Annotated in this window: 18 protein-coding genes; 10 read left to right on the top strand and 8 right to left on the bottom strand. The window is 72.4% G+C overall.

Annotated features, from left to right (window positions below):
* Window positions 1-41 precede the first annotated feature (41 nt).
* The 6 genes from bamA (at window position 42) to N1F89_RS00540 (ending at window position 6983) form a co-directional block, all read left to right on the top strand.
* Window positions 42-2423: an outer membrane protein assembly factor BamA gene (bamA, locus tag N1F89_RS00565; protein WP_290080479.1), complete on the top strand. Its 2382-nt coding sequence runs from the start codon at window positions 42-44 to the stop codon at window positions 2421-2423.
* Window positions 2424-2574: 151 nt separating this feature from the next.
* Window positions 2575-3624, top strand: a complete 1050-nt coding sequence (lpxD, locus tag N1F89_RS00560) for a UDP-3-O-(3-hydroxymyristoyl)glucosamine N-acyltransferase (RefSeq protein ID WP_290080478.1) — start codon at window positions 2575-2577, stop codon at window positions 3622-3624.
* Entirely contained in the window at window positions 3621-4103 is a 483-nt protein-coding gene (fabZ, locus tag N1F89_RS00555) for a 3-hydroxyacyl-ACP dehydratase FabZ (RefSeq protein WP_290080476.1), read from the top strand. The genes lpxD and fabZ overlap by 4 nt, the downstream gene beginning before the upstream one ends.
* A gap of 1 nt (window position 4104) precedes the next feature.
* Window positions 4105-4932: an acyl-ACP--UDP-N-acetylglucosamine O-acyltransferase gene (gene lpxA, locus N1F89_RS00550; RefSeq protein ID WP_290080474.1), complete on the top strand. Its 828-nt coding sequence runs from the start codon at window positions 4105-4107 to the stop codon at window positions 4930-4932.
* A complete protein-coding gene (gene lpxI / locus N1F89_RS00545; RefSeq protein ID WP_290080473.1) occupies window positions 4919-5818 on the top strand; it encodes a UDP-2,3-diacylglucosamine diphosphatase LpxI in 900 nt (299 codons plus the stop codon). The genes lpxA and lpxI overlap by 14 nt, the downstream gene beginning before the upstream one ends.
* Window positions 5811-6983 (top strand): lipid-A-disaccharide synthase, encoded by a 1173-nt coding sequence (locus N1F89_RS00540; protein ID WP_290080471.1) that lies wholly within the window; start codon window positions 5811-5813, stop codon window positions 6981-6983. The genes lpxI and N1F89_RS00540 overlap by 8 nt, the downstream gene beginning before the upstream one ends.
* A gap of 63 nt (window positions 6984-7046) precedes the next feature.
* Here the strand turns inward: N1F89_RS00540 and gltA are convergent, their stop codons facing one another.
* Together gltA and gltX are read right to left on the bottom strand one after the other, a co-directional pair.
* On the bottom strand, window positions 7047-8336 hold the full coding sequence (gltA, locus tag N1F89_RS00535) for a citrate synthase (RefSeq protein ID WP_290080470.1): 1290 nt from the start codon (window positions 8334-8336) through the stop codon (window positions 7047-7049).
* 171 nt (window positions 8337-8507) lie between these two features.
* On the bottom strand, window positions 8508-9929 hold the full coding sequence (gene gltX / locus N1F89_RS00530; protein WP_290080469.1) for a glutamate--tRNA ligase: 1422 nt from the start codon (window positions 9927-9929) through the stop codon (window positions 8508-8510).
* Window positions 9930-10156: 227 nt separating this feature from the next.
* On the opposite strand from gltX, the gene N1F89_RS00525 reads away from it, so the two are divergent.
* Window positions 10157-12454, top strand: coding sequence for a ComEC/Rec2 family competence protein (locus N1F89_RS00525; protein WP_290080468.1), 2298 nt, complete (start codon window positions 10157-10159; stop codon window positions 12452-12454).
* 409 nt (window positions 12455-12863) lie between these two features.
* Here the strand turns inward: N1F89_RS00525 and lexA are convergent, their stop codons facing one another.
* From lexA to N1F89_RS00495, 6 genes are all read right to left on the bottom strand, one after another.
* Window positions 12864-13580 carry a transcriptional repressor LexA gene (gene lexA / locus N1F89_RS00520; protein WP_290080466.1) on the bottom strand — a complete coding sequence of 239 codons (717 nt, stop codon included), beginning with the start codon at window positions 13578-13580 and terminating at the stop codon, window positions 12864-12866.
* 105 nt (window positions 13581-13685) lie between these two features.
* Window positions 13686-14891: a gephyrin-like molybdotransferase Glp gene (gene glp / locus N1F89_RS00515; protein WP_290080464.1), complete on the bottom strand. Its 1206-nt coding sequence runs from the start codon at window positions 14889-14891 to the stop codon at window positions 13686-13688.
* A gap of 4 nt (window positions 14892-14895) precedes the next feature.
* Complete coding sequence (moaC, locus tag N1F89_RS00510; RefSeq protein WP_290080463.1) at window positions 14896-15399, bottom strand: cyclic pyranopterin monophosphate synthase MoaC; 504 nt, start codon at window positions 15397-15399, stop codon at window positions 14896-14898.
* A 2-nt stretch (window positions 15400-15401) separates the two neighbouring features.
* Window positions 15402-16217: an indole-3-glycerol phosphate synthase TrpC gene (trpC, locus tag N1F89_RS00505; protein ID WP_290080461.1), complete on the bottom strand. Its 816-nt coding sequence runs from the start codon at window positions 16215-16217 to the stop codon at window positions 15402-15404.
* A gap of 7 nt (window positions 16218-16224) precedes the next feature.
* Window positions 16225-17244 (bottom strand): anthranilate phosphoribosyltransferase, encoded by a 1020-nt coding sequence (gene trpD / locus N1F89_RS00500; protein ID WP_290080459.1) that lies wholly within the window; start codon window positions 17242-17244, stop codon window positions 16225-16227.
* 5 nt (window positions 17245-17249) lie between these two features.
* Complete coding sequence (locus tag N1F89_RS00495; RefSeq protein WP_290080458.1) at window positions 17250-19136, bottom strand: SurA N-terminal domain-containing protein; 1887 nt, start codon at window positions 19134-19136, stop codon at window positions 17250-17252.
* Window positions 19137-19282: 146 nt separating this feature from the next.
* Between N1F89_RS00495 and tpiA the strand changes: the two genes are divergently transcribed.
* From tpiA to N1F89_RS00480, 3 genes are all read left to right on the top strand, one after another.
* A complete protein-coding gene (tpiA, locus tag N1F89_RS00490) occupies window positions 19283-20047 on the top strand; it encodes a triose-phosphate isomerase (RefSeq protein WP_290080457.1) in 765 nt (254 codons plus the stop codon).
* Between the two features lie 140 nt (window positions 20048-20187).
* Window positions 20188-20568, top strand: coding sequence for a preprotein translocase subunit SecG (gene secG, locus N1F89_RS00485; protein WP_290080455.1), 381 nt, complete (start codon window positions 20188-20190; stop codon window positions 20566-20568).
* Window positions 20569-20789: 221 nt separating this feature from the next.
* Window positions 20790-22418 (top strand): CTP synthase, encoded by a 1629-nt coding sequence (locus N1F89_RS00480; RefSeq protein ID WP_290080453.1) that lies wholly within the window; start codon window positions 20790-20792, stop codon window positions 22416-22418.
* The last annotated feature ends 55 nt before the right edge of the window (window positions 22419-22473 follow it).

Here is a 22473-nt window from a genome sequence, read left to right as displayed (position 1 = left end):
TCTCGACGTGGGGACATAGAGAAAAAAGGTTCTACAGCCCAATGAAGGCAGCCTCCAGGTTCATGAGCGCCGCCTCGGCGGTCGCCCTTTCGGTCGGCGTGGCGATTCCCGGTGCGGTCGTCGCTCACCTCGCATCCGTGTCGGTCGTGGAGGCCGCGACGGTCAGTCGCATCGAGGTGCGCGGCAACCGGCGCGTCGATGCCGAGACGATCCGCAACTACATCGCCGTGCAGCCCGGCGTCCCGTTCGACCGCGGCGACCTGAACGAGGCGGTCAAGCGCCTGTTCGGCACCGGCCTGTTCGCCAACGTCACCATCAACCAGGTGGGCTCGACGCTGGTGGTCGAGGTCGAGGAGTACGCGATCGTCAACCAGGTGCTCTTCCAGGGCAACAAGAAGATCAAGGACGCCGAGCTCGCCCAGAAGGTGCAGCTCCAGCCGCGCCGGCCGTTCTCGCAGGCGCTGCTCGAGGCGGACGCCGAGACCATCCGCGAGGCCTATGGCCGGGTCGGCCGCGACGACGCCACCGTGGTGCCGCGCGTGCAGGAGCTCGACGAGGGCCGCGTCAACGTGATCTTCGAGATCCAGGAAGGCGGCCGCACCAAGATCGCGTCGATCAACTTCGTCGGCAACAACGCCTTCAGCGACCGCCGCCTGCAGGAGGTGATCGCCACCAAGCGCTCGAACCTGTTCTCCTTCCTGTTCCGCAACGACGTCTATGACGAGGACCGTCTGCGCGCCGACGAGGAGACGCTGCGCCGCTTCTACTACAACCGCGGCTATGCCGATTTCCGCGTCATCTCGTCGTCGGCCGACCTCAACGAGACCGAGAACGAGTACGTCATCACCATCACGGTGGACGAGGGCGAGCGCTACACCTTCGGCGCCATCGACGTGGAGACGACCATCGAGGGCGTCGACACGACCAGCCTGCGCTCCGACATCAAGACCCGCCAGGGCGCCGTCTATAGCGCCGAGAAGGTCGAGGACACGCTGATCGAGCTGACCGAGACGATGGCCGGCCGCGGCTACGCCTTCGCCCAGGTCACGCCGCGCGGCGACCGCAACTTCGAGACGCGCGAGATCTCCATCGTCTATTCGATCGACGAGGGGCCGCGCACCTATATCGAGCGCATCGAGATCCGCGGCAACACGCGCACGCGCGACTACGTCATCCGCCGCGAGTTCGACCTCAGCGAGGGCGACGCCTTCAACCAGGTGCTCGTGCAGCGCGCGAAGCGCCGGCTGGAGGCGCTTGACTTCTTTGAGGTCGTCAACATCGCCACCGTGCCGGGCTCGCAGCCCGACCAGGTGGTTCTCGTCGTCGACGTGATCGAGAAGGCGACCGGTGAGTTCTCGATCGGCGCGGGCTATGCGACCGGCCAGAGCAGCAGCACCGGCGGCGGCTTCACGCTCGAGGGCTCGGTCGCCGAGCGCAACTTCCTCGGTCGCGGCCAGTACATCCGCGTGGCGGTTGCCGGCGGCCAGAACTCGCGCGACTTCAACTTCTCCTTCACCGAGCCGTATTTCCTCGGCCGCCGCATCGCGGCCGGCTTCGACATCTTCCGCCAGACGCGCGAGTATTCGAGCTACGATAGCGAGACGACCGGCGGCACGGTGCGCTTCGGCCTGCCGATCACCGAGGCGCTCGCCGCCCAGGTGGCCTACAACTACTCGCAGGAGAGCTACGCCTACAGTGGCGGCGCGCAGGCGGTCTGTACCGACCCCGAGCCGGGCTCCGGCACGCCCTGTCCGGTGCCGCCGTCCGTGCAGACGGCCATCGGCTTCGGCACCTGGGTCAAGTCGTCGATCAGCGGCACGCTGGTCTACAACACCCTCGACAACCCGAAGAACCCGCGCGACGGCTTCTACGCCTCGACGACGACGGAGTTCGCCGGCGTCGGCGGCGACGCCAAGTTCGTCAAGGTGACGGGCCAGGCGAACTACTACCGCACGCTGTCGGAAGAGCTCGACGTGGTCGGCCTGGTGCGTGCCGGCGGCGGGCATGTCGAGGCCTACAGCGGCAGCCTGCGCGTCTTCGATCACTTCGAGAGCAGCGACCGCATCATCCGCGGCTTCGACTACAACGGCATCGGGCCGGTTCAGCCCGACGGCAATGGCGAGCTTCGCCAGGTCGGCGGCAAGAGCTACCTGCACGCCACGGCCGAGGCGCAGTTCCCGCTGCCGGTCCTGCCGCAGGGCTTCGGCGTGCGCGGTGCGGTCTTCGCCGACGCGGCGACGCTGTTCGGCAGCGATCTCGCCAACACCAGCGGCACCGCCATGGCCTGGCGCGCGTCGGTCGGTGCCGGCCTGATCTGGGCCTCGCCGTTCGGGCCGCTGCGTCTCGACTACGCGTTCCCGATCCTCAAGGAACCGACCGACCGCGTGCAGAACTTCAGCTTCGGCGTCTCCACGCGCTTCTAGAGCATCGTGCGACCAGGCGGATGCGGGTCTTTCGCCGACAGCGATGCAATGGCAAAGAGATAGGGCGCGCGTTCCGGCAGTGTCGGAACGCGCCGAGCCCCAGGCGTTTCCGAGCGGGCGCGGGCCCGGCGGCCCGCGCCGGAAGGCGGACATGACCGATCCGGTGTTCTTCACTCCCTCGCGCCAGTTCCTGGCCGGCGAGATCGCCGCCCTGACAGGCGCCCGGCTGCTTGACGAGGGCCAGGCCGGCGTCGTCGTGCGCGGGCTCGCGGCGCTGTCGGAGGGCGGCGCCGGGCGGCTGGTCTTCGCCGACGGCAAGCGGCACGCGGCCGTGCTTTCGGCCGTGCGGGCGGCCGCCGTTCTGTGCACGCCCGACCTGACCGAGGCGGTGCCGGCCGGCATCGCCGGGCTGGTGACGGAACGGCCGCAGCGCGCCTTCGTCGCCGTCGCCCGCGCCATGTATCCGCAGGCGCTGGTGCCTGCATCCGTCACCGGCGAGACCGGCGTCTCGCCGCGTGCGGTGGTCGCCGGAGACGCCGAGATCGAGGCGGGCGCCACCGTCGAGGCCGGGGCGGTGATCGGCCCGGGCGCGGCGGTCGGCCGCGGCACGACCGTCGCCGCCGGCGCCGTCGTCGGCGCGGGCTGCCGCATCGGCCGCGACGGCTATGTCGGACCGCACGTCTCGCTCGCGAACGCGCTCGTCGGCGACCGCGTCGTCCTGCATGCCGGCTGCCGCATCGGCCAGGACGGCTTCGGCTATCTCGCCGGGCCGAAGGGGCCGGAGAAGATCCCGCAGATCGGCCGCGTCGTCATCCAGGACGACGTCGAGATCGGCGCCAACACCACGGTCGACCGCGGCGCGCTGTCCGACACGGTGATCGGCGAGGGCAGCAAGATCGACAATCTGGTGCAGATCGCCCATAACGTGCGCATCGGGCGCGGCTGCGTGATCGCCGGCAATTGCGGCATCTCCGGTTCCGTGACGCTCGGCGATTTCGTCATGATGGGCGGGCGCGTCGGCATCGCCGACCACGTCACCATCGGCTCGCGCGTCCAGCTCGCCGCCTCGAGCGGCGTGATGACCGACATCCCCGACGGCGAGCGCTGGGGCGGGTCGCCGGCACGGCCGCTGCGCGAGGCGATGCGCGAATACGCTGCGATCCGCAGCCTGGTCGAGAAACAGAAGGATGGCCGCCGATGAGCGCCGACGCCCCCGCGACCCAGACGCTCGAGACGATGGACATCCAGCGCATCCTCGCGCTCCTGCCGCACCGCTACCCGTTCCTGCTCGTCGACCGGATCGTCGACATCGACGGCGACCGTTCGGCCGTCGGCATCAAGAACGTGACGATGAACGAGCCGCATTTCACCGGCCACTTCCCCGGCCAGCCGGTCATGCCGGGCGTACTGATCGTCGAGGCGATGGCGCAGACGGCCGGCGCCATCTGCCTCAACGCGGCCGGCGGCGGCACGCCGGCGGTCGTCTACTTCATGACCATCGACGGGGCCAAGTTCCGCCGTCCGGTCGTGCCCGGCGACCGGCTGGAGATCCACGTCAGCAAGCTCAAGCAGCGAAAGACCATCTGGCGCTTCGCCTGCATCGCGACGGTCGACGGCGCCAAGGTCGCCGAGGCGGAGATCTCGGCCATGATGGCGCACGCCGACGCGGACCAGGGCTGAGATGGCGGACGCCGTCTCGGTCCATCCCCTCGCGGTGGTGGAGCCGGGCGCCGAGCTCGGCGCCGGCGTCAGCGTCGGCCCGTTCTGCACCGTTTCGGCCGGCGCCAGGCTCGGCCCGGGCACGCGGCTGGTCAGCCATGTCGCGATCCTCGGCGACACCACGCTGGGCAGCCGCTGCACGGTCTACCCCACGGCCGTGCTCGGCGCGCCGCCGCAGAACTTCAAGCACGAGGGCGGCCGCTCGGCGCTGGTGATCGGCGACGACTGCACGATCCGCGAGGGCGTCACCGTGCATGCCGGCACCGACACCAGCCGCGCCCTGACCAGCATCGGCGACCGCTGCTTCCTGATGGCCAACAGCCATGTCGCGCACGACTGCGCGCTCGGCAACGACGTGACCATGGCCAACTATGCCGGCCTCGGCGGCCACGTCGAGATCGGCGACCACGTCATTGTCTCCGGCTATGCCGCCGTCCACCAGTTCGTCCGCATCGGCCACCACGCCTTTCTCGCCGGGCTCGCCATGGTCGTCGGCGACGTCATCCCCTACGGCATGGCGGCCGGCGACCGCGCGGTGCTGCGCGGCTTCAACCTGGTCGGGCTGAAGCGCAGCGGCATGACGCGCAGCGAGCTGACGCGCATGCGCCAGGCCTACCGTGCGCTGTTTGCCCGCGACCGGCCGCTCGCCGAGGCGATCGCCGCGGTGCGCGCCGAGCACGGCGACTTCGCCCCGGTGCGCGACATGCTCGACTTCATCGGCGACCGCCAGCGCCGCTATCTCACCGTGCCGGCCGCCGCCGGGGCGGCCGCCGACGATGACGCGGCCTGACACGAAGGCGCGCGCCGCGCTCGCCGCCGGCGACCGCGTGGCGATCGTCGCCGGCAGCGGCCGCCTGCCGGTCGACGTCGCCGAAAGGCTCGTCGCCGAGGGGCGCACGCCGCTGGTGCTCGCCATCGAGGGCGAGGCCGATGCGGCCGCGTTTCCCGAAGGAGCCACCGTGCGGCCGGTTCCGCTCGAGCGTCTCGGCACCACGCCGCCGCTGCTGCGCCAGGCCGGCATCACCCATCTGGTGCTGGCCGGCGGCGTCGCCCGCCGGCCCGCGATCCACCGCCTGCGCCTCGGCCTCGACGTTCTGACGCTGCTGCCGCGCCTCGCTGCCGCCTATGCGCGCGGCGACGACGGCCTGCTGCGTGTCATCATCGCCCTGGTCGAGCGGCGCGGGCTGACGGTGGTCGGCGCGCACGATCTGGTGCCCGATCTCACGGCGCCGGAAGGGCTGATGAGCCGCAAGCGGCCGACGCGCGCCGACTGGCGCGACATCGCGGCGGCGGCCGAGGCCGCGCGCACGCTCGGCGCGCTCGACATCGGCCAGGGCGCCGTCGCCATCGGCGGCCGCGCCATCGCGCTGGAGGACATCGACGGCACCGACGGCCTGCTGGCGCGCGTGCGCGACCTGCGCGACCACGGCCGACTGGCCGGCCGCCGGCGCGGCGTCCTCGTCAAATGCGCCAAGCCCGGCCAGGAGCTGCGCTCCGACCTGCCGGCCATCGGTCCCGCCACCGTCGACGGCGCCAAGGCGGCGGGGCTTGCCGGCATCGCCGTCGAGGCGGGCCGCGCCTTCGTGCTCGACTTCGCGCGCACGGTCGAGCGCGCCGACCGCGCCGGCCTGTTCCTCTACGGCCTGCCGGAGCGGGGCAGGGACGGCCATGGCTGAGCCGCTGCGCATCGCCGTCGTCGCCGGCGAGGAATCGGGCGACCTGCTCGGCGCCGACCTGGTGGAGGCGCTGGCGCGCGCCAGCGGCCGCGACGTCGCGCTGGCCGGCGTCGGCGGCGATCACCTGCAGGCGCTCGGGCTCGCCTCGCTGTTTCCGGCCGGCGACATCGCGCTGATGGGCGTGACGGCGGTCGTCCGCGACCTGCCGCGCCTGGTGCGGCGCATCGGCGAGACCGCCGAGGCGGTGGTGCGCGCCCGGCCGGACTGCCTGGTCACCATCGACAGCCCGGCCTTCGGCCTGCGCGTCGCCAAGAAGGTGCGCGCCGCCGATCCGTCGATCCCGATCGTCCACTATGTCTGCCCCAGCGTGTGGGCCTGGGCGCCAGGCCGCGCGCCGAAGATGCGGCCGCATGTCGACGACGTGCTGTGCCTGCTGCCCTTCGAGCCGGAGGCGCTGGCCCGCCTCGGCGGCCCGCCCGGCACCTTCGTCGGCCACCGGCTGAGCCGCGACGAGCGGCTGCAGGCGGCCGCGCGGGCGCAGCGCGAGCGCACCGTGCCGCCCGCCGACGCGCCGAAGACGCTCCTGGTTCTGCCCGGCTCGCGCCGCTCGGAGGTGCGCAGCCTGGCCGGCCCGTTCGGCGAGGTGATCGCGCTTCTGGCCGGACGCGGCCACGCCTTCGAGGTCGTGCTGCCGACCGTGCCGCATGTCGCCGCCGAGGTCGAGCGACTGACGGCCGGCTGGCTGCGGCGGCCGCGCATCCTCGCCGGTCCGGCCGACAAGTATGCCGCCTTCGGCGCCGCCGACGCCGCGCTCGCCTGCTCCGGCACGGTGACGCTCGAGCTGGCGCTCGCCGGCGTGCCGCTGACGGCGGCCTACCGCACCGACCCGCTGTGGGGCGCGCTGTCGCGGCTCATCACCACCTGGTCGGCCTCGCTGCCCAACCTGATCGCCGACTGGCCGATCGTGCCCGAGCACTACAACCAGTTCCTGCGGCCGAACATCCTCGTGCGCGAGATCGAGCAGCTATGGGCCGACACGCCGATGCGCCGCATGCAGAAGGCGGGCTTCGCCGCCGTGGCGCGCGCGCTCGCCACCGCGCGGCCGACCGGGGCGCTCGCCGCCGACGTGGTGCTGTCGCGCATCGCGGCCGGTCCGCAGCGCTGACCGAAACGAAAAAGGGCGCCGCAGCGGCGCCCTTTCGCGGTGTCTCCTCGGCCCCGGCGGCCGCTACCGCTTGGCGATCGGCACGTAGTCGCGCTGCGGCTCGCCGGTGTAGAGCTGGCGCGGCCGGCCGATCTTCTGGTTCGGGTCCTCGATCATCTCCTTCCACTGGGCGATCCAGCCCACCGTGCGCGCCAGCGCGAACAGGACGGTGAACATGGTCGTCGGGAAGCCGAGCGCCTTGAGCGTGATGCCGGAATAGAAGTCGATGTTCGGGTAGAGCTTCTTCTCGATGAAATAGTCGTCGGTCAGCGCGATGCGCTCCAGCTCCATGGCCACGTCGAGCAGCGGATCGTCCTTGATGCCGAGCTCGCCGAGCACCTCATGCGTCGTCTTCTGCATGATCTTGGCGCGCGGGTCGTAGTTCTTGTAGACGCGGTGGCCGAAGCCCATCAGCCGGAACGGGTCGTTCTTGTCCTTGGCCCGCTCGATGAACTCGGGAATGCGGTCGACGCTGCCGATCTCGGCCAGCATGTTGAGCGCCGCCTCGTTGGCGCCGCCATGCGCCGGGCCCCACAGGCAGGCGATGCCCGCCGCGATGCAGGCGAACGGGTTGGCGCCCGACGAGCCGGCCAGCCGCACCGTCGAGGTCGACGCGTTCTGCTCGTGGTCGGCGTGCAGGATGAAGATGCGGTCCATCGCCCGCGCCAGCACCGGGTTCGCCTTGTAGTCGTCGCACGGCACGGCGAAGCACATGTGCAGGAAGTTGGCCGAGTAGCTGAGCTCGTTGCGCGGATAAACGAAGGGCTGGCCGATGTGGTACTTGTAGGCCATCGCCGCGATCGTCGGCATCTTGGCGATCATGCGGATCGAGGCGACCATGCGCTGGTGCGGGTCGGAGATGTCGGTCGAGTCGTGGTAGAAGGCCGACAGCGCGCCGACCACGCCGCACATCACCGCCATGGGGTGCGCGTCGCGCCGGAAGCCGGTGAAGAAGCGCGACATCTGCTCGTGGATCATCGTGTGGTGGGTGACCCGGTAGTCGAAGTCGTCCTTCTGCACCTTGGTCGGCAGCTCGCCGTAGAGCAGCAGGTAGCAGACCTCCAGGAAGTCGCCCTGCTCGGCGAGCTGCTCGATCGGGTAGCCGCGATGCAGCAGCATGCCCTCGTCGCCGTCGATGTAGGTGATCTTGGATTCGCAGCTCGCCGTCGACGTGAAGCCGGGATCGTAGGTGAACGCGCCGGTTTCCTTGTACAGCGCGCCGATGTCGATGACGTCCGGTCCGATCGAGCCCGAGCGGATGTCGAACGTGTGGGCCTTGTCGCCAATCTCCAGCTTCGCAGTCGCTTTGGTCATCGTACAAACCCTCTTTTATTGGAAACTTGGCGCAGGCACGCACACAAGAACGGCGCACGGCGATGCCGCTTCGCGGGCTTGTGCTAGCGCATTTGACACCCCGTGCCAAGCTGGCCGGCGGCCGGATGCTGCACTGCAACAGGGGGCCAATGCAAGCGTCTTTCGCCCGCCTCAGCCGGCCTGGTCGCGAATGCGGCCGAGGCTTTCGTCGCGGCCCAGAACGGCCAGGACGTCGAAGATTCCCGGCGACGTGGTGCGCCCGGTCAGCGCCGCGCGCAGCGGCTGGGCGACCTTGCCGAGCTTGAGACCGGCCTCCTCGGCATAGGCGCGCACCGCCGATTCGGTGCTTTCGGCGCTCCATTCGGCGAGCGCCTCGAGCCGCGGCAGGAGCCCCGCCAGGACGCTGCGGCCGTCCGCCTCGACGAGCTTGGCCGCCTTGTCGTCGAGCGCCAGCGGCCGCTCGGCGACGAGGAAGCCGGCACCGTCCATCAGCTCGACCAGCGTGCGCGCCCGCTCCTTGAGGCCGGGCAGGGCGGCGGCCAGCCGCTCGCGCGCCGCCGCGTCGAGCCTGGCGGCGAAGGCGGGGCCGCCCGGCAGGTGCGGCAGCGTGTCGACAAACAGCGCCAGCAGTGCTGCGTCGTCGCTCTGGCGCATGTGGATGCCGTTCAGCGCCTCCAGCTTCTGCACGTCGAAGCGCGCCGCGCCGCGGTTGATGTCCTCGATCTCGAACCAGCGGATCATGTCCTCGGTCGACATCACCTCGTCGTCGCCGTGGCTCCAGCCGAGCCGCGCCAGATAGTTGCGCAGTGCGGCCGGCAGCAGGCCCATCGCGCGGTAGGCGTCGACGCCGAGCGCGCCGTGCCGCTTCGACAGCTTGGCGCCGTCCGGCCCGTGGATCAGCGGGATGTGCGCCATCACCGGCACGTCCCAGCCCATCGCCCGGTAGATGATCGTCTGGCGCGCCGCGTTGGTCAGGTGGTCGTCGCCGCGGATGATGTGGGTGACCCCCATGTCGCGGTCGTCGACCACCACGGCCAGCATGTAGGTCGGGCTGCCGTCGGAGCGCAGGATGACGAAATCGTCGAGGTCGCGGTTGGGAAAGCGCACCGTGCCCTGCACGCGGTCCTCGACGACCGTCTCGCCCTCGCGCGGCGCCTTGATGCGGATCACCGGCGCGACGCCGGCCGGCGCCTCGGCCGGATCGCGGTCGCGCCAGCGCCCGTCGTAGCGCGGCGGCCGGCCCTCGGCGCGCGCCGTCTCGCGCATCGCCTCGAGCTCCTCGGCCGAGGCGTAGCAGCGGTAGGCCGCGCCGTTCTCGACCAGCGTCTCGGCCACCTCGCGGTGCCGCTCGGCGCGCGCGAACTGCGAATAGGGCTCGCCCTCCCAGTCGAGGCCGAGCCAGGCCAGCCCGTCGAGGATCGCCGCCGTCGCCGCCTCGGTCGAGCGCGCGCGGTCGGTGTCCTCGATGCGCAGCAGCATGCGGCCGCCGGTGTGGCGCGCATAGAGCCAGTTGAACAGCGCCGTGCGGGCGCCGCCGATGTGCAGGTAGCCGGTCGGCGAGGGCGCGAATCGGGTGACGACGGTCCCGGTCATGAGCGTTCCGTTGTTTGGGGACGGGCGGCGGCCGCGGCCGGCCGCCTCGGTGGCGTTTTTCCGCGCCTCATGTAGCATAGGGCGGTTGGGGCGCAAGCGTTTGGGGCGGATCGCCGGCATGCCGGCCGGTCCGGCACGCCATGCCCGACGAGCGCCCGCACCTGGCCGCGACGGCCGCCGGCGAGCCCGCGCCGCGCGGTGCGGCCGCCGGGCCCGGCGCACCGTCCGTGCCTGGCCGCGACGCGGCGCGCGGACCTGCACGGCCGCGCCGTGCCGGCGCCTTCGGCCGCGGCCTGACCGCCGCGTTCGGCCGCGAATGGCAGCGCGGCGCCGCCTTTCTGTGCCTGCCGGTGCTGATGGGGGCGGGTGCCCTCGGCTATTTCGTCATGCCCGTCGAGCCGGCCGCGCACGCGCTGGCGAGCGGCATCGGCCTGGCCGCGCTGCTGGCCTTCGTCGTCCGCGACCGCTTTCCGGCGGGCCCGCTCGCCGCCGCGCTGCTCGCCTTCCTCGCCGGCATGGCCGCCGGCCAGTTCGAGACCGCGCGCCGCGACACCGCCATGCTGGGCGCCGACGTCACCACCCGGCTGACCGGCCGCGTGGTGCGCGTCGAGCGCCAGGCCGGCGGCCGCTACCGGCTGACGGTCGACGTCACCGCGACCGAGCGGCCGCAGCTTCGCTATGCGCCGCAGCGGGTGCGGCTGACGGCGCGCCGGGTCGATCCGGCGATCCGGCCGGGCACAGGGGTCGGCGGCCTCGTGCGGCTGATGGCCGCCTCCGGCCCGGTGCGGCCGTCCGGATTCGACTTCTCCTTCGAGAGCTATTTCGCCGGCCTCGGCGCCGTCGGCTTCTTCCTGCGCGATCCCGTGCCGGTCGCCCTCGACGCTGCCGCGCCGCCGGTCGCCCGGCTCGCCGCCTGGATCGAGACGCTGCGGCTGGCACTTGCCGAGCGGGTGCGCGCCCGCGTCGCCGGCCCCGAGGGCGAGATCGCCGCCGCCCTCGTCACCGGCGTGCGCGCCGGCATTCCCGAGCCGGTCAACGAGGCGCTGCGCCGCGCCGGCCTGGCTCATATCCTGGCGATCTCCGGCCTGCACATGGCGCTGTTCGCCGTCACGGTGATGGGCGCGATCCGTCTCGGCTGCGCCGCCTTTCCCGGCTTCGCCGCGCGCCGCCCGGTCAAGAAATACGCCGCCGCGGCGGCGCTCGCGGCCTGTGCCTTCTATCTCGCCCTGTCGGGCGCGGCCGTCGCCGCCCAGCGCAGCTTCATCATGCTGGCGGTGATGCTGGCCGCCGTGCTCGCCGACCGGGCGGCGATCACCATGCGCAACCTGGCGATCGCCGCGCTCGTCATCCTCGCCCTCGCGCCGCACGAGATCGTCGGGCCGAGCTTCCAGATGTCGTTCGCCGCGACCGCCGCGCTGATCGCCGGCTACGCGGCGTGGAACGCCCGGCGCGAGCGCCGCCATGCGCAGCGGCCGTTGGTCGAGCGCGGGCCGGCCGCGCGCGCCGCGCGGCTCGTCGTCCTCTACGCCGCCGGGCTCGCAGCGACCTCGCTGATGGCCGGCGCGGCGACGACGATCTTCGGCGTCTGGCATTTCCAGCGCGCCGCGCCGCTCGGGCTCGTCGCCAATCTCGCGGCGATGCCGATCGTCTCGCTCGTCGTCATGCCCTCCGCCGTCTTCGCGCTGGCGCTGCTGCCCTTCGGCCTCGACGCCCTGCCGCTCTACGTGATGGGCAAGGGGCTCGCCGCGGTGATCGCGGTCGCCGAATGGTGTTCGCGCAACACGCTGTTCGACGAGACCGGCGCGATACCGGCCGCCGCCGTGCTCGCGCTGACCGCGGCCCTCGTCGTGGCGAGCGTGGCGACCACGCGGCTCAGGCTCGCCGCCTTGCCGCTGGCGGCCGCCGGGCTGGCGCTGATCGTCGCGCGTGACCTGCCGGACGCGCTCGTCGCCGAAGACGGCCGGCTCGTCGCCCTGCGCATGCCGGCCGGCAGCGTGGCGGTCAACCGCGCCCGGCCGAACGGATTTCTGATGGACAACTGGCTGCGCGCGCTCGGCGCCGACGGCCATGTCGGCCCGCGCGCGGCGGATCGGCCGGCGCCGGCAAACGCCGACGGCCCGGCGCCGTCGACTCCGGCCGGGGCGGCGTCGGCCGCCGGATCGCCCGCCTTGCCGCCCGACGGCCGCTTCGTCTGCAGCGAGACGCTGTGCCTGGCGCGCCATGCCTCCGGCGCGCTGGTCGTGCATGCGGCCGACGCGGCGGCCGCGCGGCCCCACTGCGCGGCGGCCGCCGTGATCGTCGTCGACGACGCCACCGCGCGGCTCGATTGCGGCCGCGGCGCGACGGTGCTGACCAAGCGCGACCTGGCACGCCGGGGCGCGGCGGCGCTGCGCTTTGCCGTCCGCGACGGCCGGCCGCACGCCATCGTCACTTATGCCATCGGCGCTGCCCGCCGGCCCTGGCACGACCAGCGGCAATACGGCCGCGCCGCGCGCGGCCTGCCGCCCTACCGTCGCGACGACTGAGGCCGGCTGCACATGGAAAACCGGCCGTCGCACCGCCCGGCGCTCCGGTTGCAAGCCCTCCGCACCACGCCGGCGGACCTGCCAGAGCCGTTCTGCTCTTCATGGAATCGCAGATCGGCTCGAACTTGTTGCTTTGCCGCGTTTGCGGACGGCGAACCGGTGTCCACTTCGGCTGGAAACGCCCCGAAAAGCCGCGGCCAGGGCGGCGGCGGCGGCGTCGAAGGGTGCGGACCGCCAACACCCTTCCGCCCCGGCGCTGGCGCGCTTTCCGGGCGAATCGCAGATCGGCTCGCACACCCGATACGTCGCGTTTCCGCACGGCAAACCGGTTGCCGCATCGCCCGGCAACGCCTTCCGGCGGACGCGCCGAGGGCAGGGACGCGCGGCGGCGGCCCGTCCGGCCTGCGCCTCAGTAGCGCCGGATCAGGCCGATCAGCCGGCCCTGCACCTTGATGCGGTCGGGACCGAAGATGCGCGTCTCGTAGGCCGGATTGGCCGCCTCCAGCGCGATCGAGGCGCCCTTGCGGCGGAAGCGCTTCAGCGTCGCCTCCTCGTCGTCGACCAGCGCCACGACGATCTCGCCGGGATTGGCCGTCTGCGTCTGGCGGATGATCACCGTGTCGCCGTCGAAGATGCCGGCCTCGATCATCGAATCGCCCTTGACCTCCAGCGCATAGTGCTCGCCGCCCGTCAGCATGTCCGGCGGCACGGTGACGCTGTGCGTCTGGTGCTGGATCGCGTCGATCGGCACGCCGGCCGCGATGCGGCCCATCACCGGCACCGAGACGGCGCCGGCCGTCTCGGCCTCGGCCGCCTTGGCCGCCGGCTTGCGCACCGGCTCGCTGCGTCCCAGGCTGCCCTCGATGACGCTCGGCGAGAAGCGGCGGCCGCCGCCGAGGCCCGGCGCGATCGATTCGGGCAACCGCACCACCTCCAGCGCGCGCGCCCGGTTGGGCAGCCGGCGGATGAAGCCGCGCTCCTCGAGCGCCGTGATCAGCCGGTGGATGCCGGATTTCGAGGCGAGGTCGAGCGCCTCCTTCATCTCGTCGAAGGAGGGCGGGATGCCCGTCTCCTTGAGACGCTCGTGGATGAACAGCAGCAGTTCGTGTTGCTTGCGCGTCAGCATCGCTTCGCCCCGGCAGAATCGTAAAAACAAACCCAGAACATACTCTATATGTTCGAGTGTTGTTCCGCAACAGATTAAATTTTCATGAATTCGTTGACGATTTGTTCAGCGTAGCATCAGCACGCGGCAGGCCTCGCCGGCCGCCGCGGCGGCGGCGAAGGGCTCGCGCACCACCAGCCCGTCGGCCGCGGCCAGCGTCGTCAGCATCGAGGAATCCTGCGTGGCGAAGGGGGTGGCGGTCAGCCGTCCGTCGACGGTGTCCACCCGGGCGCGCACATAGTCGCGGCGCCGGTCGTTGGCGCGCATCGCCGCGCCGAGCACGGCCGGCCGCAGGTCGGGCCGGTGCGTGCGGCCGGCCAGCCGGGCGATCAGCGGGCGCAGGAAGAGATGCGCGCAGACCAGGCTGGAGACCGGATTGCCGGGCAGGCCGAGCACGTGGCTGGCGCCGAGCCGGCCGACCATCAGCGGCTTGCCGGGCCGCATGGCGATCTTCCAGAAGTCGAGCGTCATGCCGATGCCGGCAAGCGCGCCCTGCACCAGGTCGTGCTCGCCGACCGAGGCGCCGCCGAGCGTGACGAGGATGTCGGCGCCCGCCGCGCGGGCGCGGCCGGCGGCCGCCGCGATCGCCGCGTCGCTGTCGCCGACGATGCCGAGATCCATCACCGTCGCGCCGTCGGCGCGCGCCAGGGCGGCGATGCCGACGCCGTTCGAGGCGACGATCTGGTCGGGTCCCGGCGCGCCACCGGGCGCGACGAGCTCGTCGCCGGTCGCCAGCACCGCCACCAGCGGCCGCCGCACGACGGAAAGGCGGGCATGGTTGGCCGCCGCCGCCAGCGACAGCGCCGCCGGATCGAGCAGACGCCCGGCCTCGAGCAGCGTGTCGCCGGCCTGGAAGTCGAGCCCGGCGCGGCGGATGTGGCGGCCGGCGGCGACCGCCTCGCGGGCGACGATCGTGCCGTCGCCGGCGCTCTCGGCGTCCTCCTGCAGCAGGATCGTGTCGGCGCCGCCCGGCACCGGCGCGCCGGTGAAGATGCGCACCGCCGCGCCGGCGTCGAGCGTGCCGGCAAAGCGTGCGCCGGCGACCGAGCGGCCGACGACGCGCAGCCGGGCGCCGGCCTCGGCCACGTCGGCAGCGCGCACGGCATAGCCGTCCATCGCCGAGGCGTCGAAGGGCGGCTGCGTGCGCCGCGCGGCGAGCGATGCGGCCAGAACCCGGCCGGCCGCCGCGTCGAGCGGCACCGTCTCGGCGGCGAGCGGCGCGGCGCCGGCAAGCAGCCGCGACAGCGCCTCGTCGACCGGCAGCAGCGCCATGCGTTCAGCCGCCGTCGCCGGCGCGCCAGTCGCCGGACTTGCCGCCGGTCTTCTCGACCAGGGCGATGTCGGTGATCGTCATGCCCTTCTCCAGCGCCTTGGCCATGTCGTAGATCGTCAGGCAGGCGACGGAGGCCGCCGTCAGCGCCTCCATCTCGACGCCGGTGCGCCCGGTCAGCTCGGCCGTGGCGCTGACCCGCAGGCCGGGCAGGGCGGGGTCGGGGGCGATGTCGACGGCGACCTTCGACAGCATCAGCGGATGGCAGAGCGGGATCAGCTCGTGCGTGCGCTTGGCCGCCATGATGCCGGCGATGCGCGCGGTGGCGATCACGTCGCCCTTGGCCGCGTTGCCGGCCAGGATCGCCGAGAGCGTCGCATCGCTCATGCGCACTGCGCCGTGCGCGGTGGCGCTGCGCCGCGTCTCGGCCTTGTCGCCGACATCGACCATGTCGGCGCGGCCGTCGGCGCCGAGATGGGTGAGGCCCGAGCCGTGCCGGTCGCCGGCCATCGTCAGCCCGCCGCGGCCGGGGCGGAGGCCGGCGCCAGCAGCGCGCGGGTGGCGGCCTCGACGTCGGCCTGGCGCATCAGGCTCTCGCCGACCAGGAAGCTGCGGATGCCGGCGCGTTCCAGCCGCCGGCAGTCGGCATGGCTGTGGATGCCGCTCTCGCCGATCACCAGCCGGTCGCCGGGCACCTGCGGCGCCAGCCGCTCGGCCGTGGCGAGCGTCGTGACGAAGCTGCGCAGGTCGCGGTTGTTGATGCCGACCAGCCGGCTGTCGAGCCGCAGCGCGCGCTCCAGCTCCGCCTCGTCGTGCACCTCGACCAGCACGTCCATGCCGTGATGCTGCGCCGCCGCCTCGAGGGCCGCCGCCTCGTCGTCGCTCACCGCCGCCATGATGATGAGGATCGCGTCGGCGCCCCACAGCCGCGCCTCGGCCACCTGGTAGGGCTCGAACAGGAAATCCTTGCGCAATGCCGGCAGGTCGGCCGCCTGGCGCGCTTCGCCGAGATAGGCCGGCGCGCCCTGGAAGGAGGGCCCGTCGGTCAGCACCGACAGACAGGCCGCGCCGCCGGCCGCATAGGCGCGGGCGAGGGCGGCCGGCTCGAAATCGGCGCGGATCAGCCCCTTCGACGGGCTCGCCTTCTTGATCTCGGCGATCAGCGCGAAGCCGCCGTCGGCAAGCCGCGCGTCGAGCGCGGCGGCGAAGCCGCGCGGCGGCGGCGCGTCGGCGAGCCGCGCCTCGATCTCGGCCAGCGGCAGCCGTGCCCTGGCCGCGGCGATCTCGTCGCGCTTGTAGGCCTCGATCGTCTTCAGGATGTCGGCCATCGCCGCCTCACGCCGTCGTGTCGTTGGAAACCTGGACGAGGCGGGTCAGGGTCGCCGTCGCCGCGCCGCTGTCGACGGCGTCCGCCGCCATCGCCACGCCTTCGGCCAGCGTCGCCGCCCGCCCGGCCACCACCAGCGTGCCGCCGGCGTTGAGCAGCGCGATGTCGCGATAGGCGTTGCGCGCGCCCGACAGCACCGCGCGCAGCGCCGCGGCGTTGTGCTCGGCGTCGCCGCCCTTGAGGTCGGCCGGCGCGGCGCGCGCCAGGCCGGCGTCCTCCGGCGTCAGCTCGAAGCTGCGCACCGTGCCGTCCTCGAGTGCGGCCACGCGCGTCGTGCCCGCCGTCGTCATCTCGTCGAGGCCGTCGCCATGCACCACCCAGGCCGCCTGCGAGCCGAGCGCCTTGAGCACGTGGGCGAGGGGCTCGACCCATTCCGGCGCGTAGACGCCGACGAGCTGGCGCGACACGCCGGCCGGGTTCGACAGCGGGCCGAGCAGGTTGAAGATGGTGCGCGTGCCGAGCTCGACGCGCGACGGGCCGACATGGCGCATCGCGGCATGGTGCGCCGGGGCGAACATGAAGCCGACGCCGGCCTCGCGGATGCAGGCGGCGATCCGCTCGGGGCCGATCTCGATCGCCACGCCGAGCGCGGCCAGCGTGTCGGCCGCGCCGGAGCGCGACGACAGCGCCCGGTTGCCGTGCTTGGCGACCGGCACGCCGGCCGCCGCGACGATCAGCGCGGCCGCCGTCGACACGTTGTAGGTGCCCGACTGGTCGCCGCCCGTGCCGACGATATCGACCGCGTCGGCCGGCGCGCTGACGCGCAGCATCTTGGCGCGCATGGTGGCCACGGCGCCGGAGATCTCGTCGACCGTCTCGCCGCGCACCCGCAGCGCCATCAGGAAGCCGCCGATCTGGCTCGGCGTCGCCTCGCCCGACATCATCACGTCGAACGCCGCGCGCGCCTCCTCGAAATCGAGCGGCTGGCCGGCGGCGGCCTTGGCGATATGGCGCTTGAGGTCGGTCATGGCGGTCAGAAGCTCAGCGCCTGTTCGATCGCGCCGGGGTTGATCGTCACCTCGTACTTGTCCTGCAGCCGCGTGACGAGCTGGTCGAGCAGGTCGTCGGAAAAGCCGCGCGCGAAGGTCTGGCGCACGTCCTGCGGCACCGCGTCGGGCCCGGCGCCGGCCGGCTCGAACACCTCGGTGACGGTGAACAGCAGCCGCGCGTCGCCGGTCGGACTCTGGACGGTGCCGGTGCCGCCCTTCGGCACGCCGAACACCGCCTGCACGCCGGCGCGGCCGAGATCGGGATCGTCGGCGGTGCGCCGCACGCCGCGCTTGACCTGCTTGTCCTGGTCGATCTCGGCGGCGATCTCGTCGAGGCTCTTGCCCGCCGCGAGCTGCTCGCGATAGGTCGCCGCGCGCTCGGCGAGCCGCGCCTCCACCTCCTGCGCGCGCCAGTCGGCCAGCACCGTCTCGCGCACCTCCTCGAGCGGCCGGTCGCGCGCCGGCGTCACCGAATCGACCTCGTAGAACAGGAAGCCGTCGCTGCCGATGTTGATCGGCGGGTTCTCGATGCCGGCCTCGGTCTCGAAGGCGTCGCGCAGCAGCGCCTGCGATTCCGGCAGGTCGTCGATCACCGTGCCGTCCGGCCGGCGTCCCTGGCGGTCGACCGCCTCGACCGAGCGCATCTCGAGCTTCAGCCGCGCGGCCGCCTCGCGCATCGTCGCGCCGCCGGCGCGCGCGTCCTCGTAGGCGTCGTAGACGTCGAGCAGCACGCGGTTGGCCTCGTCGAGGGCGAGCTCGCTGCGGATCTCCTCGCGCACCGCCTCCAGCGGGCGGGTGTCCTCCGGCTCGATGTCGGTGACGCGCACCAGCACCGGCCCGAAGGCGCCGTCGACGACACGGCTGATCTCGTTGACCTCGAGCGCGAATGCCGCCTCGGCGACCGCCGGGTCGGCAACCTCCTCGCGGGTGAAGGTGCCGATGCGCGCGTCCTCGAGCGTGCGGTCCTGCGCCTCGACGAGATCCTCGAAGGTGGCGCCGGTGCGCGTGCTCTCATAGGCGGCCTGCGCGGCCTCCTCGCTGGTGAACACGATCTGCTCGATGGTGCGGCGCTCGGGCGTGGTGTAGCGCCCGGCGTTCGCCTCGTAGTAGTCGCGCACCTGCTGGTCGGAGATCACCGCCGGATCGGCGATGTCCTCCGGCTCGAGCTTGACCAGCGACAGGCTGCGGTACTCGGGCGCGCGGTAGTCGGCCTGCCGCTCCTCGAACCAGGCCTGCAGCTCGGCCTCCGACGGTGCCTCGACCGGCTCGACCAGGCTGCGCGGCAGCGCCACATACTCGATGGTGCGATCCTCGCCGCGATGCAGCGCCACGGCGCGCAGGAAGGCGTCCGGCGCGGCCATGCCCTCCGACACCGCCTCGACGATCTGCTGGCGCTTGGCCACCTGCTCGCGGTTGCGGATGTAGTCGTCCGGCCGCATGCCGATCTGGTTGAGCACGAAGGTGAACTGCTGCCGGTCGAAGCGGCCGTCCGGCCCCTGGAAGGCGGGGTCGGAGGCGGTCAGCTCGGCCAGCTTGTCGCGCGACAGGCCGAGGCCGAGCTGGCGCGCCTGCTCGTCGAGCACGGCGCCGGCGACGAGCTGCGCCAGCACCTGCTCGTCGACGCCGAGCGCCTTGGCCTGCTCGCGCGTAATGCGGGTGCCGAACTGCTGCGAGAGCTGCGCGATCTGCCGGTCGTAGGCGAGCCGGTAGTCGAGCACCGAGACCGCGGTGTCGCCGGCGCGCACCACGTCGCGGCCGAGCCCGCCGAAGATCTGGCCGGAGATGCCCCACACGGCGAAGCTGAGCACCAGCAGGCCGAGAAGCAGCTTTGCCACCCAGGATCTGGCGGCGTTGCGGAGACTGTCGAGCATGGCGCTCCCGATCGGATGGCGCGCTGACGCACGCGTTTCTTGCCGAGCGAGGGCAATAGCGCCCCCCGCCGGCGGTGTCGATTGCTTTATGGGTCGTTTTTGCTAGGGAAGACGGCCCATCGTCAACCGCTCAAACGGACGCGCCCATGACCCCCGGCATCCGCCCCCTCGTCGCAGGCAACTGGAAGATGAACGGCACGAGCGCCGACACCGGCGAGCTGCACGCCATCGGCCACGGCTTCCAGTCGGGTCTCGACGCCGAGACGGAGGCGCTCGTGTGCGTGCCGGCCACGCTGCTGGCGCGCGCCGCGCAGATCCTCGCCGCCACGCCGGTGGCCGCGGGCGGCCAGGACTGCCACGCCGCGCCGTCCGGCGCCCACACCGGCGACATCGCCGCCGAGATGCTCAAGGACTGCGGCGCCAGCCATGTCATCGTCGGCCATTCCGAGCGCCGCGCCGACCACGGCGAGAGCGACGCGATGGTGGCCGGCAAGGCCGAGGCGGCCTGGCGCGCCGGGCTCGTCGCCATCGTGTGCATCGGCGAGACGGAGGCCGAGCGCGACGCCGGCGAGACGCTGGCCGTGCTGTCGCGCCAGATCGCGGGATCGGTGCCGGAAACCGCGACGGCGGCCAACACGGTCGTCGCCTACGAGCCGGTCTGGGCGATCGGCACCGGGCGCACGCCGACCGTCGAGGACGTGACCGCCGCGCACGCCCATCTCCGCGCCGTGCTGGAGACGCGCTGCGGCGCGGAAGCAAGACGCATGCGCATTCTCTACGGCGGTTCTGTCAAGCCGGCCAACGCGGCGACGCTTCTGGCGATCGCCAATGTCGACGGCGCGCTGGTCGGCGGCGCCAGCCTGAAGGCGGCCGATTTCCTCGGCATCGCCGAGGCCTACCGCGGCCTGTGAGCGAGCGGCGCCGGCCGCGCCGCTTGCGATCACAATCGCCGTCCCCATATGGGGGAGGGCTTGGAAAAGCCGCCAAGACTGTGTAATGAGCCGCGTCCGCAGGCCGGGCGGCGCCGCCACCGTCAATCACCGGAAGCCCCATGCAAACGATCATCATCGTCATCCACCTCATGGTCGTCGTCGCGCTGGTCGGCGTCGTCCTGCTGCAGCGTTCGGAAGGTGGCGGTCTCGGCATCGGCGGCGGCTCGGGCTTCATGACGGCGCGCGGCGCGGCCAACGCGCTGACGCGCACCACGGCCATCCTGGCGGTGGCCTTCTTCGCCACCTCGCTCACCCTGTCGATCATCGCGCGCTACGGCGAGCAGCCGATCGACATTCTCGACCGCGTCCCGGCCGAGGATGGCGTGCCGGCCGACGACGGCGGTGCGGGCATTCTCGACGAGCTGGGCGGCGCGCCGTCGCCGGCCGAGCCGCCGGCCGAGACCGGTCAGCCCACGCCCTCGGTGCCGACCGGGCAGTAGCCGCTCCGTCCGGCCGCGCGCGGCCGGCCGAGAGCCTCTCGGGACACATCGGAAAATCCGTCCAACATGCTGATCGGCCACACCCGATGCGGCCTTTTCGCGGCTGCATGTGCGGCGCGGCGCGACCGTCGGGTCGCGCTGCGATGCCGGCCGGGAAAACCCGCCGCGGGGCGATTTTTGGGCTGGCGGAATCGGCTTCGTGCAGCTAAGCGATGACTCCCATGGCGCGATATGTCTTCATCACCGGCGGCGTGGTCTCCTCACTCGGCAAGGGCATAGCGGCAGCGGCACTCGGCGCGCTGCTGCAGGCGCGCGGCTACCGCGTGCGCATCCGCAAGCTCGACCCGTACCTCAACGTGGACCCGGGCACGATGTCGCCCTACCAGCACGGCGAGGTGTTCGTCACCGACGACGGCGCGGAGACCGACCTCGACCTCGGCCACTACGAGCGCTTCACCGGCCGCTCGGCCGACCGGCACGACAACATCACCACCGGCCGGCTCTACAAGAACATCCTGGAGAAGGAGCGGCGCGGCGACTATCTCGGCGCCACCGTCCAGGTGATCCCGCACGTCACCGACGAGATCAAGGCCTTCATCCTGGAGGGCAACGAGGACTACGACTTCGTGCTGTGCGAGATCGGCGGCACGGTCGGCGACATCGAGGCGATGCCGTTCCTCGAGGCGATTCGCCAGCTCGGCAACGACCTGCCGCGCGGCGGCGCCGTCTACATCCATCTGACGCTGATGCCGTGGATCCCGGCGGCCGGCGAGCTCAAGACCAAGCCGACCCAGCATTCCGTCAAGGAGCTGCGCTCGATCGGCATCGCCCCCGACATCCTTCTGGTGCGCGCCGACCGGCCGATCCCGCCGGAGGAGCGGCGCAAGCTGTCGCTGTTCTGCAACGTGCGCGAGACGGCGGTCATCCAGGCGCTCGACGTGGCGCACATCTACGACGTGCCGACCGCCTATCACGCGGAGGGCCTCGATTCGGAGCTGCTTGCCGCCTTCGGCATCGACCCGGCGCCGAAGCCGCGCATGGAGCGCTGGCGCGAGGTGGCCGAGCGCATCCACAATCCCGAGGGCGAGGTGACGATCGCCGTCGTCGGCAAGTACACCGGGTTGAAGGACGCCTACAAGTCGCTCAACGAGGCGCTGTCGCACGGCGGCGTGGCCAATCGCGTGCGCGTCAACCTCGAATGGATCGAGGCGGAGGTCTTCGAGAAGGAGGACCCGGCGCCGTGGCTGGAAAAGGTGCACGGCATTCTGGTGCCGGGCGGCTTCGGCGAGCGCGGCGCGGAGGGCAAGATCCTCGCCGCCCGCTTCGCCCGCGAGCGCAAGGTGCCGTATTTCGGCATCTGCTTCGGCATGCAGATGGCCTGCCTCGAGGCGGCGCGGTCGCTGGCCGGCATCGAGAACGCCTCGTCGACCGAGTTCGGCCCGACCGACGAGCCGGTCGTCGGCCTGATGACGGAGTGGCTGCGCGGCAACATGCTGGAGCGCCGCGCGGCGGCCGGCGACCTCGGCGGCACCATGCGGCTCGGCGCCTATCCGGCCGAGCTCGAGCCCGGCTCGCGCATCGCGCAGATCTACGGCAGCACGCAGATCTCCGAGCGCCACCGCCACCGCTACGAGGTCAACATCGACTACAAGGAGCGGCTCGAGGCGTGCGGTCTCGTCTTCGCCGGCATGTCGCCGGACGGCGTGCTGCCCGAGACGATCGAGTATCCCGACCATCCCTGGTTCATCGGCGTGCAGTATCATCCCGAGCTGAAGAGCCGGCCGTTCGAGCCGCATCCGCTGTTCGCCAGCTTCGTCGCCGCCGCGCTCGAGCAGGCGCGCCTGGTCTGATCCGCTTTTCTCGTCTCTCGCGGGCCGCGCGGGCTTGCAACCGGCCGCCGCCCGC

Source organism: Aquibium sp. A9E412 (genome assembly GCF_030398335.1).
Lineage (GTDB): Bacteria > Pseudomonadota > Alphaproteobacteria > Rhizobiales > Rhizobiaceae > A9E412.
Note: the sequence above shows the minus strand (reverse complement) of the source record. Positions and strands in the feature narration are given on the sequence as shown.

What these genes read in the sequence shown, in the direction of transcription:
- bamA (WP_290080479.1), top strand. Translation starts at nt 42, where the DNA reads ATGAAGGCAGCCTCCAGGTTCATGAGCGCCGCCTCGGCGGTCGCCCTT.
- lpxD (WP_290080478.1), top strand. Translation starts at nt 2,575, where the DNA reads ATGACCGATCCGGTGTTCTTCACTCCCTCGCGCCAGTTCCTGGCCGGC.
- fabZ (WP_290080476.1), top strand. Translation starts at nt 3,621, where the DNA reads ATGAGCGCCGACGCCCCCGCGACCCAGACGCTCGAGACGATGGACATC.
- lpxA (WP_290080474.1), top strand. Translation starts at nt 4,105, where the DNA reads ATGGCGGACGCCGTCTCGGTCCATCCCCTCGCGGTGGTGGAGCCGGGC.
- lpxI (WP_290080473.1), top strand. Translation starts at nt 4,919, where the DNA reads ATGACGCGGCCTGACACGAAGGCGCGCGCCGCGCTCGCCGCCGGCGAC.
- N1F89_RS00540 (WP_290080471.1), top strand. Translation starts at nt 5,811, where the DNA reads ATGGCTGAGCCGCTGCGCATCGCCGTCGTCGCCGGCGAGGAATCGGGC.
- gltA (WP_290080470.1), bottom strand. Translation starts at nt 8,336, where the DNA reads ATGACCAAAGCGACTGCGAAGCTGGAGATTGGCGACAAGGCCCACACG.
- gltX (WP_290080469.1), bottom strand. Translation starts at nt 9,929, where the DNA reads ATGACCGGGACCGTCGTCACCCGATTCGCGCCCTCGCCGACCGGCTAC.
- lexA (WP_290080466.1), bottom strand. Translation starts at nt 13,580, where the DNA reads ATGCTGACGCGCAAGCAACACGAACTGCTGCTGTTCATCCACGAGCGT.
- glp (WP_290080464.1), bottom strand. Translation starts at nt 14,891, where the DNA reads ATGGCGCTGCTGCCGGTCGACGAGGCGCTGTCGCGGCTGCTTGCCGGC.
- moaC (WP_290080463.1), bottom strand. Translation starts at nt 15,399, where the DNA reads ATGGCCGGCGACCGGCACGGCTCGGGCCTCACCCATCTCGGCGCCGAC.
- trpC (WP_290080461.1), bottom strand. Translation starts at nt 16,217, where the DNA reads ATGGCCGACATCCTGAAGACGATCGAGGCCTACAAGCGCGACGAGATC.
- trpD (WP_290080459.1), bottom strand. Translation starts at nt 17,244, where the DNA reads ATGACCGACCTCAAGCGCCATATCGCCAAGGCCGCCGCCGGCCAGCCG.
- N1F89_RS00495 (WP_290080458.1), bottom strand. Translation starts at nt 19,136, where the DNA reads ATGCTCGACAGTCTCCGCAACGCCGCCAGATCCTGGGTGGCAAAGCTG.
- tpiA (WP_290080457.1), top strand. Translation starts at nt 19,283, where the DNA reads ATGACCCCCGGCATCCGCCCCCTCGTCGCAGGCAACTGGAAGATGAAC.
- secG (WP_290080455.1), top strand. Translation starts at nt 20,188, where the DNA reads ATGCAAACGATCATCATCGTCATCCACCTCATGGTCGTCGTCGCGCTG.
- N1F89_RS00480 (WP_290080453.1), top strand. Translation starts at nt 20,790, where the DNA reads ATGGCGCGATATGTCTTCATCACCGGCGGCGTGGTCTCCTCACTCGGC.